This is a genomic window from Arthrobacter sp. Cr_A7 (assembly GCF_029222765.1).
GTDB lineage: Bacteria > Actinomycetota > Actinomycetes > Actinomycetales > Micrococcaceae > Arthrobacter.
The window spans coordinates 16,800-32,767 of record NZ_JARHXQ010000080.1 but is presented as its reverse complement, the minus strand read 5'-3'; the positions used below and the strand labels follow the sequence as shown (position 1 = coordinate 32,767).

16 protein-coding genes are annotated in these 15,968 nt (G+C 66.1%); 7 read left to right on the top strand and 9 right to left on the bottom strand.

Annotated elements, in window-relative coordinates:
* Window positions 1–42: 42 nt before the first annotated feature.
* Window positions 43–1,785, top strand: a complete 1,743-nt coding sequence (gene menD, locus P2Q66_RS04990; RefSeq protein WP_275726090.1) for a 2-succinyl-5-enolpyruvyl-6-hydroxy-3-cyclohexene-1-carboxylic-acid synthase — start codon at window positions 43–45, stop codon at window positions 1,783–1,785.
* A 63-nt stretch (window positions 1,786–1,848) separates the two neighbouring features.
* On the opposite strand, the gene P2Q66_RS04985 is transcribed toward menD, so the two are convergent.
* The 6 genes from P2Q66_RS04985 to P2Q66_RS04960 form a co-directional block, all read right to left on the bottom strand.
* Window positions 1,849–2,673 carry a VOC family protein gene (locus tag P2Q66_RS04985; RefSeq protein ID WP_275726088.1) on the bottom strand — a complete coding sequence of 275 codons (825 nt, stop codon included), beginning with the start codon at window positions 2,671–2,673 and terminating at the stop codon, window positions 1,849–1,851.
* Window positions 2,674–2,691: 18 nt separating this feature from the next.
* Entirely contained in the window at window positions 2,692–3,906 is a 1,215-nt protein-coding gene (locus P2Q66_RS04980; protein ID WP_275726086.1) for an aminotransferase class I/II-fold pyridoxal phosphate-dependent enzyme, read from the bottom strand.
* Window positions 3,907–4,170: 264 nt separating this feature from the next.
* A complete protein-coding gene (locus P2Q66_RS04975; RefSeq protein ID WP_079596521.1) occupies window positions 4,171–4,971 on the bottom strand; it encodes an amino acid ABC transporter ATP-binding protein in 801 nt (266 codons plus the stop codon).
* A gap of 12 nt (window positions 4,972–4,983) precedes the next feature.
* Window positions 4,984–5,775, bottom strand: a complete 792-nt coding sequence (locus P2Q66_RS04970) for an amino acid ABC transporter permease (protein ID WP_079596522.1) — start codon at window positions 5,773–5,775, stop codon at window positions 4,984–4,986.
* Window positions 5,776–5,908: 133 nt separating this feature from the next.
* Window positions 5,909–6,709 carry an ABC transporter substrate-binding protein gene (locus P2Q66_RS04965; protein ID WP_079596523.1) on the bottom strand — a complete coding sequence of 267 codons (801 nt, stop codon included), beginning with the start codon at window positions 6,707–6,709 and terminating at the stop codon, window positions 5,909–5,911.
* A 240-nt stretch (window positions 6,710–6,949) separates the two neighbouring features.
* On the bottom strand, window positions 6,950–8,326 hold the full coding sequence (locus tag P2Q66_RS04960) for an isochorismate synthase (protein WP_275726084.1): 1,377 nt from the start codon (window positions 8,324–8,326) through the stop codon (window positions 6,950–6,952).
* Between the two features lie 109 nt (window positions 8,327–8,435).
* On the opposite strand from P2Q66_RS04960, the gene P2Q66_RS04955 reads away from it, so the two are divergent.
* The 4 genes from P2Q66_RS04955 to P2Q66_RS04940 are packed head-to-tail and all read left to right on the top strand — an operon-like array spanning window position 8,436 to window position 12,487.
* Window positions 8,436–9,227, top strand: coding sequence for an alpha/beta hydrolase (locus P2Q66_RS04955; RefSeq protein ID WP_275726082.1), 792 nt, complete (start codon window positions 8,436–8,438; stop codon window positions 9,225–9,227).
* Window positions 9,228–9,278: 51 nt separating this feature from the next.
* Entirely contained in the window at window positions 9,279–10,055 is a 777-nt protein-coding gene (locus tag P2Q66_RS04950) for a demethylmenaquinone methyltransferase (protein WP_275726127.1), read from the top strand.
* Between the two features lie 3 nt (window positions 10,056–10,058).
* Complete coding sequence (locus tag P2Q66_RS04945; protein WP_275726081.1) at window positions 10,059–11,390, top strand: geranylgeranyl reductase family protein; 1,332 nt, start codon at window positions 10,059–10,061, stop codon at window positions 11,388–11,390.
* On the top strand, window positions 11,387–12,487 hold the full coding sequence (locus tag P2Q66_RS04940) for a polyprenyl synthetase family protein (RefSeq protein ID WP_115526353.1): 1,101 nt from the start codon (window positions 11,387–11,389) through the stop codon (window positions 12,485–12,487). Before P2Q66_RS04945 ends, P2Q66_RS04940 begins: the two co-directional genes overlap by 4 nt.
* Window positions 12,488–12,739: 252 nt before the next feature.
* Here P2Q66_RS04940 and P2Q66_RS04935 read toward each other — a convergent pair whose 3' ends face one another.
* Window positions 12,740–13,216, bottom strand: a complete 477-nt coding sequence (locus P2Q66_RS04935) for a hypothetical protein (RefSeq protein WP_275726079.1) — start codon at window positions 13,214–13,216, stop codon at window positions 12,740–12,742.
* Window positions 13,217–13,228: 12 nt separating this feature from the next.
* Between P2Q66_RS04935 and P2Q66_RS04930 the strand changes: the two genes are divergently transcribed.
* Entirely contained in the window at window positions 13,229–13,741 is a 513-nt protein-coding gene (locus tag P2Q66_RS04930) for a DUF559 domain-containing protein (RefSeq protein ID WP_275726077.1), read from the top strand.
* A 132-nt stretch (window positions 13,742–13,873) separates the two neighbouring features.
* Here the strand turns inward: P2Q66_RS04930 and P2Q66_RS04925 are convergent, their stop codons facing one another.
* Complete coding sequence (locus P2Q66_RS04925) at window positions 13,874–14,302, bottom strand: hypothetical protein (protein ID WP_079596531.1); 429 nt, start codon at window positions 14,300–14,302, stop codon at window positions 13,874–13,876.
* Window positions 14,303–14,315: 13 nt separating this feature from the next.
* Complete coding sequence (locus P2Q66_RS04920; RefSeq protein ID WP_079596532.1) at window positions 14,316–14,984, bottom strand: TRIC cation channel family protein; 669 nt, start codon at window positions 14,982–14,984, stop codon at window positions 14,316–14,318.
* 60 nt (window positions 14,985–15,044) lie between these two features.
* Between P2Q66_RS04920 and P2Q66_RS04915 the strand changes: the two genes are divergently transcribed.
* Window positions 15,045–15,926, top strand: coding sequence for a CbiX/SirB N-terminal domain-containing protein (locus P2Q66_RS04915; protein WP_275726076.1), 882 nt, complete (start codon window positions 15,045–15,047; stop codon window positions 15,924–15,926).
* Window positions 15,927–15,968 lie beyond the last annotated feature (42 nt).

The window sequence follows — 15,968 nt, the reverse complement described above, 5'->3', positions numbered from 1 at the left end:
TTGGCGCGAAAGGTGAGAGAGCGTCGGTGATGGCAGACTGGTTTGGTGACTTCGCTGAACGACTCTGCCCCCGACGCTACGGACACCGCCCCTGAGCTGAGCGCCCTCGCGGCGGCGCGGATCGCCGTCGGAATCCTGCTCGACGGCGGTGTGCGGCACGTGGTGGTTTCGCCGGGTTCGCGGTCGGCCCCCATGGCATACGCGCTGGCGGAGGCGTCCGCGGAGGGCCGGGTGGAGCTTCTGGTCCGGATCGATGAGCGGGCCGCCGGGTTCACAGCCCTGGGGCTGGCTCTCGCCACAGGCTCGCCCGCGGCCGTGCTGACAACGTCCGGGACCGCCGTCGGGAACCTGCTGCCCGCCGTGATGGAGGCCAACCACGCCGCCGTCCCGCTGATTGTTTTGTCCGCAGACAGGCCCGACGAACTCCGCGGCACCGGCGCCAACCAGACCACCATCCAGCCGGACCTCTTCGGCGAGCAGGTGCGCTTCGCAGCCGACGTTCCGGCCGGCAGCAATCCGGAACGTGCCATCCAGACCGGCCTCTCCGCAGCCACCGGCGCCTTTCCCGACCTGCCGCCCGGCCCGGTCCAGCTCAACCTTGCCTTCCGCGACCCGCTGGTGCCGTCGCCGGAGGAGGCCCTCCCGCCCGGGGTGGAGCGGCAGCGCTACCGCGTTGGCACCGAGCCGCTCGTCATGAACCTGCCGCCGGCGCCGGATGAGCTGCCGGAACGGCGGACGGTTGTCCTCGCCGGGCACGACGCCGGTCCCGTCGCCGAAGCGTTTGCCCGCGCCCACAACCTGCCGCTGCTCGCCGAACCGTCATCCAACGCCCGTTTCGGGCCGAACGCGGTGGGCCCGTACCGGCTGCTGCTGGAGCATTTCGGGCCCTCTGCCGCGCAGCCGATCGAGCGGGTGGTGCTGTTCGGCCGGCCCACGCTGTCCCGGCCGGTCGCGGCACTCCTTGCCCGCTCAGACGTCCAGGCTGCCTTGTACCAGCCGGTTCCCGTCGCCTGGTACGAGCCCGGCCGGCGCACCGAGCTTCCGCTGGAAAACCTGGCGGACCTCGCCGAATTCGCCGGCCGTGGCGCCGGGGCGTGGCTGGATACCTGGCTGCTGGCGGGGTCGGCGGCGCAGCATGCCCTGGACGGGGTGCTGTCCGCCGAGGCCGCGGCAACAGGGCCGTCCGTGGGGTCCCTCGTCTGGCAGCACACCCGCGGCCAGCTGCTGCTGGGCTCCTCCAACGGGATCCGGGACGTTGACCTGGCCGGCCTGCCTGCCCCCGAACCTGCTGCCACCGTGTACGCCAACCGCGGCCTCGCCGGGATCGACGGCACCATCTCCACGGCCACCGGCATCGCACTGGGCGGGCGGCAGGAAACCACCGTCCTGCTTGGCGACGTCACCTTCCTGCACGACGCCGGCGGTTTGCTCCTCGGGGCGGGGGAGGAGCAGCCGGAGCTGCGGATCGTGGTGCTCAACGATTCGGGCGGCGCCATCTTCGGGCTGCTCGAGCACGGCGCCGTCGCGGAAGGCGGCCGCTACGGAGATGCCGTCGAACGCCTCTTCAGCACCCCGCACTCGGTGGACATCGCGGCACTCGCCGCGGCGTACGGCGTCGGGCATTCCGTTGTGAGTACGACGGCGGGACTCGCCGAGGCGCTCGGCCAACCGGTGGCGGGACGCAGCATCGTGGAAGTCCGCACGGACCGCCATTCGCTCCGGCAGCTCCACGGGCGGATCAAGGAAGCCGTGGCCGCGGCAGTCCGGGGAGTCCTTGCGCGTTAAGGCAGTGGATGGCGGATGAGGGACTAGCCCGTTGGCGGCGTGAACTGGCTGGCGGATGAGGGACTAGCCCGTTGGCGGCGTGAACTGGCTGGCGGTGAACTCTGCTCCCTGCGGATCCCGGATCAATGCCTGACGCGTCCACCCGGTGTCCTCCTGGCTGAGGACCTGCGCGCCAAGCCGTTCGGCGTCAAGGACCGCCTGGTCCCGGTCGGCCACGGCGAAGGTGACGTGCCAGTGTGGAGGCTCGTTGGTTGAGGTGTCGCCGATCCAGGCGATGGCATCCTCGAAGCCGGGCGGGGCGGAGAAATCTGTCTGACGCTTCCTGATGTCCGGGTAGATGGTTGCCTCAAGGTGGTCGCCGTAGCCGGGACGTCGAATCATCAGTCCGAAGCCGACGTCGTCCACCTGCCATCCGAACGCGTTCTCGTAAAACGCGATGGCTGGCTCGCGTTCGGACGTGTGCAGGTCGCTGAAGTTCCAGGCCCCCGGCTGGTTAACCGCCTGCGCTCCCAAACGCCGCTTGGCCTGCCAGATGCGGAACACCACTCCTTGCGGGTCGGCCAGGACCGCGCTGCGCCCGTCTTCGCCGGCATCTTCCGCCGGCGAGAGCACCTTGGCTCCGGCTGCCGCGAGCCTCTTCACTGCAGCATCCGCATCATCTACTGCTATGTAGGTGTTCCACGCAGTGGTGCCCCTTGAGCCGCTGGCCAGTCCGCCGACCTCCTGCCCGTCGAGCCGTGCTACCAGATACCTTCCTGGCGCCCCCGGCGGCATCACATCTTCAAAGGTCCAGCCGAAGAGGCCGCCGTAGAAATCCTTGGCGGCCTCGACGTCAGGCTGTTCTGTGTCGACCCAACACGGGACACCCTGCGGGTAGGTACGTTGCATTTTTTTACTCCTGTCCCATCACGGGCGGTGCTCCTCAATCGCTTCCTTGAAGGCAGGCAGGCTGCGTTCGACCATGTCGTCGTTCGCTGTCAGGGAGATCCGGAAGAAGCCTGGTGTTTCGAACAGCACGCCCGGAAATACGAAGACATCCCGGCGGGCAAGGGACTCGGTAAATGCCTCGTCGTCCGGAACGGGGGAGGGAACGTAGAGGTAAAAGCTCCCCTCCGGCGGCTGGGCGCGGTATCCCATGCCGCCCAGCGCGTCGACGAGCCGGTCCCGGCGCCGCTGCAGCTGGCTGACGTCGATGGAGAACTTCTCAAGTTCGGGAAGCGCATGCTGCAGCAGGGCGTTGGGATACACCCAGCCCATCGCCACCTGCAGGCCTGTGATGGCCGGGCGCATCGCGTCCCGGTGTGGCATTGAGGGCGGCAGCGCCAGATAGCCCACCCGCTGGCCAGGCGAGAGATGGGTCTTGCCGTAGGAGTAGGCCAGAAGCGTATGCGGATAGAACTCCGCCGGGCTGTGGAAGCGCAGGCCGTCAAACACGATCCGGTTGTAGGCTTCGTCCGAGACAAGATAGATCCGCCGGCCAATCCTTACCGAGGCCGCTTCCAGCAGGTCCGCAAGCCGGGTCAGCAGCTCGGGCGGATAGATTCGGCCGGTGGGGTTGTTCGGCGAGTTGACGATGAGCACCCTGGTCCGCTCCGTGATGGCCGCCTCGATCGCATCTAGATCCAGGTCGAACGTGGTGATGTCCACCGTGACCTTGACCGGTACCAGCCCGGCTTCGAGGATCAGCGGCTCGTAGAGGAACCAGGGCGGCAGACTATAGATGACCTCATCACCCGGATCAGCCACGGTTTTCAGCGCCAGGGCGATGGCGGCGAACCCTCCGGTGGTGAGGTAGATATCCTCGGTCCGGAAGGGAACGTCCAACAGCCGCTGGAGGGATTCCGCGGCGGCCTCCCGGGCTGCCTCACCGTTGGTCTGGTATGCGAACCACTGATCGTTCTTCGGGGTCAGGGCGTCTCGAAGCGTATTGACGTAGCGGTCGGGCGGCATCTGGTGGGGATTGCCGAAAGTGAAATCACAGACATCTGACTGGCCCTTCCGGCGCAGGCTGGCGTCCGTGATGTAGGCGTCCACCCGTTGGAAAGACCGGATCGAGGCCAGCCGTGCGGCGCGGTGGGATACCGCTTCCGTGGCCCGGGATGTGTTTGCCGGATCTGTCATGCCAGCGCTCCTCTTAGTGCCGACCGGGATGGGACGGCAGCCGGATGGGCAGCACGCTGCTGAGCCAGGGCTGTTGGTGGACCCATTCTGTTCCCGGCACCGGCGGAAGTAAAGGTCCGCACCCAAGGCGCGTGCCGCCGTCGTACATGCCCGGACGGGCGGCGCCCATAAACCCTCACGACGCACAGATTCCCTGGCGCCATGGGTATATCCAGGCGCCAGGGAATGTGTGTGTCGATTGTGAATTAGCGGGTCAGGAAGTGGCTACTCTTCGATCTCGATATGCGTCGGATCAAGGACGCGGCGCAGGAATTCCTTGGTGCGCGGCTGCGTGGGGGCGCCGATGACCTGCTCGGCCACGCCTTCCTCCACCACAACGCCGCCGTCCATGAACACCACGCGGTCCGCCACTTCGCGGGCGAAGCCCATCTCGTGCGTGACCACCAGCATGGTCATGCCCTCCTTGGCCAGGTTCCGCATGACGGACAGGACATCGCCCACCGTCTCGGGGTCCAGGGCGGACGTGGGCTCGTCGAAGAGCATCAGCTCGGGGTCCATGCTCAGGGCGCGGGCGATCGCCACGCGCTGCTGCTGCCCGCCGGAGAGCTGGTCCGGGAAGCGGTCGGCGAGGTGGCCCAGGCCCACACGCTCAAGGTTGTGCATGGACACCTTGTCCGCCTCAGCTTGGGACCGCTTGAGGACCTTGGTCTGGGCGATGGAGCAGTTGCGCTTCGCGTCCAGGTGCGGGAACAGGTTGAACTGCTGGAACACCATGCCCACCTTGCGGCGCATCTTGTCGATGTCCACGTCGGGGTCGGTGGCTTCGAAACCGCCCACCTGGATGCTGCCCTGGTTGGGCTGTTCCAGCAGGTTGACGCAGCGCAGAAGGGTGGATTTGCCGGAGCCGGAGGGGCCGATCAGGCACACCACCTCGCCCGGAGCCACGTCCAGGCTGATACCCTTGAGGACCTCGTTGGATCCGTAGGACTTACGCAGGTCCTTGATTTCCACGCCGGCGGCGTGGATGGTGCCGGTTCCGCCGGAGGAGCGTACGACGTCGTTCATTGTCTTCCCTGCCTATCGCTTGGTCCGCGCGGAGCGGCTTTCGAACTTCCGGGCCAGGAGGCTCAGGGGGATGGTGATGACCAGGTAGAAGGCGCCCGCCACCAGGAGCGGCGTCAGGCCGGCGCCCAGGCTGGAGATGCCGTCGCGGCCGAACTTGGTGAGCTCGTACTGTGAGGCGGTCAGGCCCAGGACGTAGATCAGCGAGGAGTCCTTGGTCAGCAGGATGATCTCGTTGGTCAGCGGCGGCAGGACGATCTTGAACGCCTGCGGGATCACGATGGTCACCATGGCCCGCCACTGCGGCATGCCGAGCGAGCGGGCAGCCTCGAGCTGGCCTTTGGGGACAGCCTGCAAACCGGCGCGGAGGGTTTCGGCGATATATGCCGAGGCCACCATACCCAGCGAGATCATCACGATGACGGTGACGTTCCACGAGACGCCGAAGGCCAGCGGAACGCCGTAGCCGAAGGCGATGAAGACCAGCAGGGCGGGGATGCCGCGGAAGAATTCGATGTAGCCGGTGGCGATCCAGCGGTACAGCGGAAAGCTGGAGAGCTTCATCAGGGCCAGCAGCAGGCCGCCGGAAAGGCCCACAATGAAGCCCAGGAACGTGTAGACCAGGGTGTTGACCAGGCCGGTGACGAAGATGCCCGGGAACATGGGCCCGATCTTGGCGAAGTTGAAGACACTGTTGCCGATGGTCTCCCAGTCGGTGGCCAGGATCAGCGCGGCGACGGCCACAATAAAGATTCCGGCCTGGACATACAGGCTTACTCTGGCGCGCTGACGTGCGGTCATTGCCATGAATTGCTCACATTCGTTATGCGTGGCAGAGGCCCCGGACGGAAGCGGTACAGCTTATCCGGGGCCCCTGCTGCGTGGTTCTCAGGGCTGGGAAGGGTCCAGGGCTGCTGAAGCCCCGTGTCCCCGCTCTGGTTTACTTGGCGGCTTCGCCGAACCAGGTGGTCTTGAACTTCTCCAGCGAACCGTCCTCGTTCAGGCGCTCGAGCGTGCCGTTGACCTTCTCGGCCATGGCGGTGTTGCCCTTCTTGATGGAGATGCCCAGCTGCTCGCCGGTGGCGAACTCCTCAACGCTCTTGAACTTGGGGTCGTCCTTGATGGCGTAGCCGAGCACGGACTGGTTGCCCAGCGCAGCGTCGATGGTGCCGGCCTGGAGCGCCTGGACCAGGAGGCCGGTGTCCTCGAACTGCTGGGCGTCGATGCCCTGTTCCTGCGCGTAGTCGGCGCCGGTGGTGGCCTGCTGGACGCCCACCTTCTTGCCCTTGGCGTCGTCCAGGCTGCTGATGCCCGACTCTTCGCTGGCGACGAGGGCCAGGTCGTCATCGAGGTAGGGGGTGGAGAAGTCCATGACGGCCTTGCGGGTGTCCGTGATGGAGATCGAGGAGATGCCCAGGTCGCACTGGGTCAGCGCGGTGCCGGTCTCGATGGCTTCGAAGGAGCTGTCCACGATGCTGAGCTCGGCGCCGAGGTCCTTGGCAACCTCCTTGGCGATGTCCACGTCGAAGCCGACGGTCTGGCCGTCCTTCTCGAACTCGAAGGGCTCGTAGGGGATGTCCGAGCAGACGGTGAGCTTGCCTGCGTTGATCAGCTGGATGCCGCCTTCGGAGGCGGCGGGGGTGGAGCTGCCGCCGCACGCCGTGAGGGTGAGGGCGCCAACGGCGAAGAGTGCTGCTGCCTTGGCGGTCATTTTGGCCGTGGCCAGGGACTTGAGCTGCATAATTCTTACCTTTTGTTGCAGGGGTATGCGGTACTAAATCGGTTCATAGTGTAGCCCCGATTATGAGATGTGCATCACAGGAAACTTAGTTTCACTATTGGATAACTAAATCACATCAGAAATCAACCCGGCTGACTGCACGGCTGTCTCCTATTCCGGACTCTTACCCAACTGAGTAGCCGTAACTGCCGTTTTCACCCTTCAAAACGACACTTTCTGCTACCTGGTTGGGCGGGGGGATCAGCTCCGGATGCCCAAGGCTTCGAGCATCGGACGGAACTTGGCCCAGGTTTCAGCCAGCTCGGCCTCGGGCTGCGAGCCGTCCACTATTCCGCATCCGGCATATAAGCGCACGGTATCCGGAGTTTCGATCACAGCGCCGCGCAAGGCGATGCCCCATTCACCGTTTCCGGCAGCGTCCAACCAGCCCACGGGCCCGGCGTACGGACCGCGGTCCAGGTGTTCGAGTTTCCGGATCAGGGCACCGGCAACCTGCGTGGGCGTTCCGCAAACGGCAGCGGTAGGGTGCAAAGCATTGATCAGCGCGAGGCAGGTGGGCACATGGCCTTCCACCTCTGTGAGCTCTGCCTTAACGTCTGACGCCAGGTGCCAGACGTTCGGCAGTTCGAGGATGAAGGGTTCGTCGTGAGCGTTCATCGCCTCGGAGAACGGCGCCAGCTGCGTAGTGAGCGACTGGATCGCGATCTCGTGCTCGTGCCTTTGCTTCTCGGATCCGGCCAGCACGCGCGTGGCGTAGTCCATCGGGATGCCGTCCTCGCCGTGGGCATCGCGGCGGTCGAGTGTTCCGGCCAGTACGCGCGCCTGCGCGGTCCGGCCCTCCACCTGGATCAGCATCTCCGGGGTCGCACCCACCAAACCGTCAACGCCGTACGTCCAGCATTCGCGGTACCGCACCGCGAGTTCGCGCAGCACCTTCGCGGCATTCACGCCGGTGGGGACGGTGGCCACAACGTCCCGCGCCAGTACCAGCTTTTCCAGCGCCCCGGTCCGGATTTCCGCCACCCCCGCTTCAACGGCCGCCATCCAGGCTTCCTCGCTGAGGGATCCCGTGTGCAGCGTGGCGCCGGCGGCCAGGGGGAGAGGGCGTACGACGGCGCCGCCGGCCCGGGCGGGAACCTCACCGTGGTCAGGGTTCCCGGCGGAGTCCGCTGCCGCCGCCGGCCGCCCGCCGCTCAGCCAGCGGTCCAGCGCGGCGAGGGCACCCTCTTCGGTGAGGTCGCCGTCGTCGAACGTCAGCTGGGTAAGCCAGACCTGGCCGTCCCGCACGCCCACCACGATCTCCGGCACGACCAGGCGGGATTCGTGGGCGGAGGTCTTGGAGAAGGCGAAGGAGCCGAAGGCCACCGGGCCCGTGCCAGGCAGCTCCACGGAATCGGTGATCTCGGCTTCGATGACGAGGTGCCGCCACCAGATGTCGGCTTCCAGGAAGCGCTCCGGGCCCGTGGCCGTGAACCGCGCGATCTCGCCAAAGCCCGCAAGCCCGGCCTCCCGCCGCGTCCAGCAGAGAACATCGTCCCGGACCAAGAACGAAGGCAGCCCGCCGGGGAATGCTTTTCCATCCAGGGGGATTGTCAAGGTGCGGAAGGTGCTCGTCATGATTGCCTCAACGCTACCCGAAAGTACTTAAAGGTACTTGCGAAGCCAAGTACCTTTAAGCGTGGTCCGCTCCCGTGCCCTCTTTCGCTGGCGGGCGTACCCTTCAGCTATGGACGCGGAAGTCCGCAGGCTCACGCTCAGCACCGGTATCACCGTCCCCTGCCTGATCCAGGGCGATCCCACGGCCAGGCCGCTGCTCCTCCTGCATGCCTGGGGTGAATCGCGCAGGTCCTTTGACCGCCTGGTCCCGCTGCTGCCGGGGTTCCGCATCGCCGCTCCGGACCTCCGCGGACATGGTGAGGCCGACAAGCCACGCCAGGGCTACTCGCTGCGTGACCAGGCCGGGGACGTGGTGGCCATCCTCGATGCCTTGGGACTGGAATGGGCAGCCGTGCTCGGCTCCTCGAGTGGTGGTTATGTGGCCCAGCAGTTGGCGGTGGACCAGCCGGGCCGCATGGATGCGCTGGTATTTGTGGGTTCGCCCCTCAGCCTTGCCGGCCGCCCGCCGTTCGCGGACGACGTCGATGCCCTGGCGGATCCGATGGACGAGGCGTGGGTGCGGGAGTCCCTCGAGTGGTTCCCCCTGTACAGGCCCGTCCCGCAGTGGTTTCTTGAGGACCGCGTCCGAGACGGCCTGATGATGCCGGCGTACGTCTGGAAGGACGCGCTGCGAGGCCTCTACGAAGCCATCCCGCCCACCGAAGCGGGAACGATCAACGTGCCCGCGTTGATCCTGCACGGCGGGCAGGACACGCTGCTGCCCCGGACGGACCAGACAGAGCTGGCGGCACGCATCCCGGGCGCGGAACTGAAGATCTACCCGGACGCCGGCCACCTTGTCCTGTGGGAGTGCCCTGACCTGGTGGCGGAGGATGTTAGGGCATTCCTGCGGCAGCCGTGAGTCAAACGCCCGGTGGTCCGGACGCTGCCGAACATTTGAGACAATGACATGGTGAACCGAGCATCCTTGGATAAGCGTCCGGACGAAGTAGCCACGATGTTTGACGACGTCGCACCGAAATACGACGTCGTCAATGATGTCCTCTCGATGGGGCAGACCCGCCGCTGGCGCAAGGTTGTGGTGGAAGCCATGGAGGTCTCAAAGGGCCAGCGGGTCCTGGACCTGGCCGCCGGTACCGGCACGTCCAGCGAACCATATGCCGATGCAGGCATAGATGTGGTGGCCTGCGACTTTTCCCTCGGAATGCTCAAGGTCGGCAAGCGCCGCCGCCCGGACATCGACTTCATCGCCGGTGACGCCACCAACCTGCCGTTCGCGGACAACACGTTTGACGCCACCACCATTTCCTTCGGCCTGCGGAACGTTAACGAGCCCAAGAAGGCGCTGCAGGAGATGCTCCGCGTCACCAAGCCCGGCGGCCGCCTGGTCATTGCCGAGTTCTCCCAGCCCGTGGTTCCGCTCTGGCGCACCATGTACACCGAATACCTCATGCGCGCCCTGCCGGCCATCGCCGTCAAGGTCGCCTCCAACCCGGACGCCTACGTCTACCTCGCCGAGTCCATCCGCGCCTGGCCGGACCAGGACCACCTGGCCTCATGGCTGCAGGAAACGGGCTGGGAAAACGTCACCTACCGCAACCTCACCGGCGGCATCGTGGCGGTGCACCGTGCGTTCAAGGCTCCGGAATCGACGCCCGATAATGGCGCTGCCGCCATCGCTGCGCGCAAAGGTCCGGTGGCCAAGCTGCGCCGCAACATCACCCGCTGACCTGTGAGGGTACTGATTGTCGGCGCGGGTCCGGCTGGATCCACCGCCGCGTACTACCTTGCCAAGGCCGGCATCGAGGTCACGGTCCTGGAAAAGACCAGCTTCCCTCGGGAAAAGGTCTGCGGTGACGGGCTCACGCCCCGCGCCGTCAGGGAAATCCAGAAGCTCGGCTTGCCGCACTCGGAAAACGACGGCTGGCGCCGCAACAAGGGCCTGCGCCTGATTGCCGGGGGCCGCACCATCGAACTGCCCTGGCCCGAGGTCTCCGACTTCCCGCAGTACGGCCTGATCCGCACCCGCCTGGGCTTCGACGAGGAACTGGCCCGGCACGCCCAGGCAGCCGGAGCCACCATCCTTGAGCGGCACAGCGTTACCGACGCCCTCTCCAGCGAAAGCGGCCGCGTGACCGGCGTCCGCGCAGCGCTCCTGGACGAGTCCGGACGCAAGACGGGGGAGACGCGCGAGTTCAGCGCCGACGTCGTCCTCGCCGCGGACGGCAACTCCACGCGCACTGCCGTGTCCCTCGGCATCCAGAAACGCGACGACCGTCCCCTCGGCGTGGCCGTACGCACCTACTTCACCAGCCCGCGCACCGACGACGACTGGATGGAAGGCTGGCTGGAGCTCCCCGGACGCGACGGCAAGCTGCTGCCCGGCTACGGCTGGGTGTTCGGTGTGGGCGACGGCACCTCCAATGTGGGCCTGGGCATCCTGAACTCCTCCAAGGAATTCGGCAAGCTCGACTACAAGCAGGTCCTGCGCGAATGGACCGCAGGCATGCCCGCGGACTGGGGCTTCACACCCGAAAACCAGGTAGGCGAAATCCGCGGCGCCGCCCTGCCCATGGGCTTCAACCGCACCCCGCACTATTCACCCGGCCTGCTCCTCCTGGGCGACGCCGGCGGCATGGTCTCCCCGTTCAACGGCGAGGGCATCTCCTACGCGATGGAATCCGCGCGTTTCGCCGCCGAGTTCATTATCGATGCCTCCTCACGCTCGGCTTCTTCGGGCGGAACGTACGACGCCGACGCGCACCTTGGCAGGTACGCGGACTATGTGCGCCAGCAGTGGGGATCGCATTTCACCCTGGGCCGCGCGTTCGCCGCGCTGATCGGCAAGCCCGCCGTCATGAAGCTCGCGCTGCGTACGGGCATGCCCATCCCGGTGCTGATGCGGTTTGTGGTGCGGCTTCTGGCCAACCTCACCGACCCGTCGGCGAAGGGCGTCGAGGACCGGATGATCCGTGTCCTGGAATCGCTGGTTCCGGCCACATCCAATACCCCGTCTGCTTCGAACCAGCGGTATCCGCAACAAAAAGTTAGGGTTAACCCGTGACCAACCCCGCAGACCACAGCTGGACCCACGCCGGACACGGCATGACGGCCGCTGAACCTTCGCTCAACACCAGCGCCATCGCCACCGGCCTCCAGCTGCCCGCGGGTTTTGCCGCCATTGCCGAGGACGCTGAACTGGGCCCGGCCATCACCAACAACCTGGCCAAGGTGGAGAAGAAGCTCCGCGAAGCCATCGCCAACTCGGATCCCCTGGCTGACGCAACGTCGCGTCACCTGGTGGAAGCCGGCGGCAAGCGGATCCGGCCGCTGCTCACCCTGCTCTGCGCCCACCTCGGCGACGCATCCTTGCCCGCAGTGGTGCAGGCCGCCGTCGTGGTTGAACTGACGCACCTGGCAACCCTGTACCACGACGACGTGATGGACTCCGCCCCGTTCCGCCGCGGCGCCCCCACGGCCCACGAAGTGTGGGGAAACTCCGTAGCCGTCCTCACCGGCGACCTCATCTTTGCCCGCGCCTCCATCCTGGTGTCCGAGCTCGGCTCCCGGGCGCTGGGCATCCAGGCCCGCACCTTCGAGCGCCTGTGCCTGGGCCAGCTGCACGAAACCGTCGGGCCGCGCCCGGACGAGGATCCGGTGGCGCACTACCTCTCCGTGATCGCCGACAAGACCGGATCGCTGGTGGCCGCTTCCGGCCAGCTGGGCGCCATCTTCGCCGGGGCTGATCCCGAATTCGAAAATGTGCTCGTGGAGTACGGCGAGAAGGTGGGGGTTGCCTTCCAGCTCGCGGACGACGTCATCGACGTTACCGGCGTTAAGGTGAAGTCCGGCAAGTCGCCGGGAACCGACCTGCGCGAAGGGGTGCCCACCCTGCCGGTGCTGCTCCTGCGCAAGGCTGCCGCGGACGGTGACCAGTCCGCCGTCGAACTTCTCCGGCTGATCGACGGCGACCTGACCTCCGATGAGGCATTGGCCGAGGCTGTTGCCGGCCTGCGCGAGCACCCCGTCACTGCAGAATCCTGGGTGGTTGCGCGCCGCTGGGCCAATGAAGCGATTGCCGCGTTGGCCCCGTTGCCCGAAGGCGTGGTCAAGGATTCGCTGTCCAACTTCGCCCTGGCTGTGGTGGACCGCGCCAGCTAGCTTTCTCTGGATATGTCGAAGCCCGGCTCCCCCCAGGCGCCGGGCTTCTCCATGTGCGGCGCCGCCGTCCCGTTCGCCGGGGCGCCTGATAAACGGGATAGCCCCGGTCCGCAACAACAATACGAGTCATATGTTGCTGTGAACCGGGGCTATCTCTCCGTTCGCATCAGACCCGCCGGAGGCGTTTAGCGGATCCGGAAACAGTCTATGACAGCTTTGTCACAAGACGCAAGTCCCTTGTTACTGTCCGTGTCAAAAACTTTCCGCGCCGAATTTCCCCATCTTTAGGCCCAGGATGCTCTGCGGGCCCGGCGAGTCCTCATGACACGCCGATGCACCATGCCATAGCCGGGGAATCTCAGCACCACCTTGTCCACATACGGCCCAACCGCCCTGCCGCGGCCGCCCGAGATTGGGTCTGCTGGCCTCATGGACCTCTTCCATTTCCTCCTTCAGGCAGGCTCCGTGGCTCGGACATCCACCCTCCTGCGGGCAGGATTCAAAGACCGGGATGTCCGGAAGGCGGTGGCGGGCGGCGAAATTCTTCGTCTGCGGCATGGAGTGGTTGCACTGCCAGGTGCTCCCTCGGACCTGATGGGCGCCGTGCTCGGCAACGGCCTGTTGACGTGCGCGTCGGCTGCCGGCCATCGGCAGCTTTGGCTGCTGCACGAGCCACGGACACTTCACCTGCTCTGCAGACACGGCGGTCCCCGCGATGCCGTAGTTCACCGGGAGTCCTTGGTGCCGTCTCCCGATCGGCTGAAACCCATCGCAAGTACCACCGATGTCCTGATCCACAGCTTGCGCTGCCTTCCGGCTGTGGAAGCAGCCGTCATCGTTGAAAGCGCGGTGCGGCAGGGCGTAACAACCCTGGGCTACCTGCGGGAAAGGTTGCCCGGTAACCGGAACGGCAGCGCCAGGAGTGTGCTGGACCTGGTGGATGGCACAGCGGACTCGGCCATCGAGGTGGTTGCCCGACTACTCTTCCGCAGCGAAGGAATCCACACGGAGACCCAAGTTGAGCTGCCGGGGATCGGGTTCGTGGACTTCCTCCTGGAAGGATTCCTCATTGTCGAGATAGACGGAGGCAGCCACCTGGAACCGCGGCAGGTGAAAAAAGACAGGGTAAGGAACAACGCGAGCACGCTCACTGGCTACGCGGTGCTCCGATACGGCTATGCGGACGTGGTTTACAACCCGCAAAAGATCATTGATGAAGTGTGGCAGGTTCTGCGCGGCAGGGTGGTGCGCTGAGATTCTCCAGGTTTGCCCCGGAAGACCGGAGACATGCCTGCAAAACCGGGGGACACGCCGTCGTGCTCCTCCAAAGCTGGGGAAACCCGGCGGAGTGCCCCAGCAAGGCCGGAGGGCCGAAGCAGAGGAGCCCTAGTCTTCTTCGTCGTCCTCGAAGGCCCACTCGAACATGTCGAACACGAACTCGGAGAAGGTGCCTTCTTCGGACTTCCACTGGCCGCGGGCGTTGTTGCGGCGGTACACGATGGGGTCCGGGATGCCGAGGTCGCCCACACGGAAGCCCCAGGTGAACTGCTCTTCCTCGTCCTCGAGGAACATGAGGAAACCTTCGTCGTCCACCTCGAGCTCTTCGGGGTCCCAGAAGTAGTGGTAGGCCTCCATCAGGTCCTCGCAGCCACCCAGGGCGAGGTAGAACTCGCGGAGGACCAGGGGGATCTGGAACTGGTGCTCGGCCAGGGCCTTGTCCAGCTCCTCTTCGGACAGCCCGTCCTCTTCCTGCCATTCATCCTCGAGATACTTCGGAACAAGCGAGCGGAACTTCTCGAGGAACATGTCAGTCATGCTCATATCCTAGCTAATTGCGGACCCTCGCTTCGCCGCCGTCAGGGCCCGGCCGGTGCCACCCCTGGACCGCCAGCGGCACGTACCAGGACCGGCGCCACGCCACCACCCGGAAGGCAAAAACAACAGCCGCAACCAGGCACGCAGTGACGGCATTGAATGAACCCGTCACCCACAGCACGGAGGTCAGGGTGGCCCCGCTGAAGGCCGGCAGCGCATACAGATCCCCGGCATCAAACAGCTGCGGCACCTCGTTGGCAGTGATATCGCGCAGCAGCCCGCCGCCCACCGCAGTAGTGACGCCCAGCAGGACTGCCGCAAGCGGGTTCATTCCCAACGAAATCGCCTTCAGGGTGCCGGTGATGCAGAACAGTGCCAGCCCGCCGGCGTCGAACAGGACCAAAAGCGAGGTAAAACGCTGGACGCTGGAGTACAGGAAATACACCAGCACGGTTGCCAGCAGCGGCGGCACCAGGTAGGCAGGGTTGGTGAACGCGGCCGGAACGGTGTTGAGGATGATGTCGCGGATTACTCCCCCGCCCAGGGACACCAGCGAGGCCAACAGGAGCGAGCCCAGGATGTCGAACCGCTTGCGTGCCGCCAGCAGGGATCCCGAGACGGCAAAGAAAAAGATGCCGGCCAGGTCCAGCCATACCAGGGCGATGTCAAAAGGGAATGTCATGGAGCGTCCCGGCAATTCAAAGAGGGCGGACAGGGCGGCTCCAACGTTACGCTAGCCCCTATGAACAGCCCCATCATGATCGCCTGCGCCCATGGGACGTCCAACACACAGGGAGCCGCCGAGGTCAACGCCCTGCGCGCCGGCATCGCCGCCCTCCGCCCCGGCCTCGACGTCCGGGAAGCGTACGTGGACGTCCAGCAGCCCGACCTGGTGGACGTGGTGGCGGGCCTGCCGGAGGGGGAGTCCGCCGTCGTCGTGCCGCTGCTGCTGAGCGTGGGCTACCACGTGAAGGTGGACATCGCGCGGGCAGTCAAGAGCCGCCCGGGCAGCGCGGCAGCCGCACCGCTGGGCCCGGATCCCCGCCTGGCGGCGCTGCTTGACCAGCGGCTGCACGAAGCCGGGGTTACGGACAACGACGTGATCGTGCTGGCCGCTGCCGGTTCGTCCAACCCCAACGCCGCGCTCAGCGTGGAGGAGCTGCTGGGCCAGCTGCGGGAGCTGCGGTCGAACCGGATGGTGGCCGCCTATGGTGCCTCCGCCAAGCCTTCCGTGCCCGACGCCGTCGCGATGCTTCGGGAGGAACTGGAAGGCGGTGCCGGCGCGGGGGAGTCCGCGGGAGCGGTCGACGTCGGCGGGCGCGTCGTGATTGCCTCATACCTCCTGGCGCCGGGCTTCTTCCACGACCAGCTCGCCAAGGCGGGCGCCGACCTCATCACCGAGCCGCTGCTGCCGTCCCCGGTGCTCGCCGAGATTGCGTTGGAACGGTACGACGCCGCCGTCGCGAAGGCCCGGGAAGCTGCCGCAGCAGCGCGGGCTGCGCTGCCCGCGAAACCGAAGGTTAAGGGCCCGGCCGAAGCCGCCGCGGACCGCCCGTCTGATGCACAGCAGGAAGGCTTCTTCAAGGCCGTCCGGCGTTTCGTGACGAAATATTTCCCTAGGTGACTTAGCGTTTCCGGGCCTTTGTGACGCAATTCGGGCGGGACC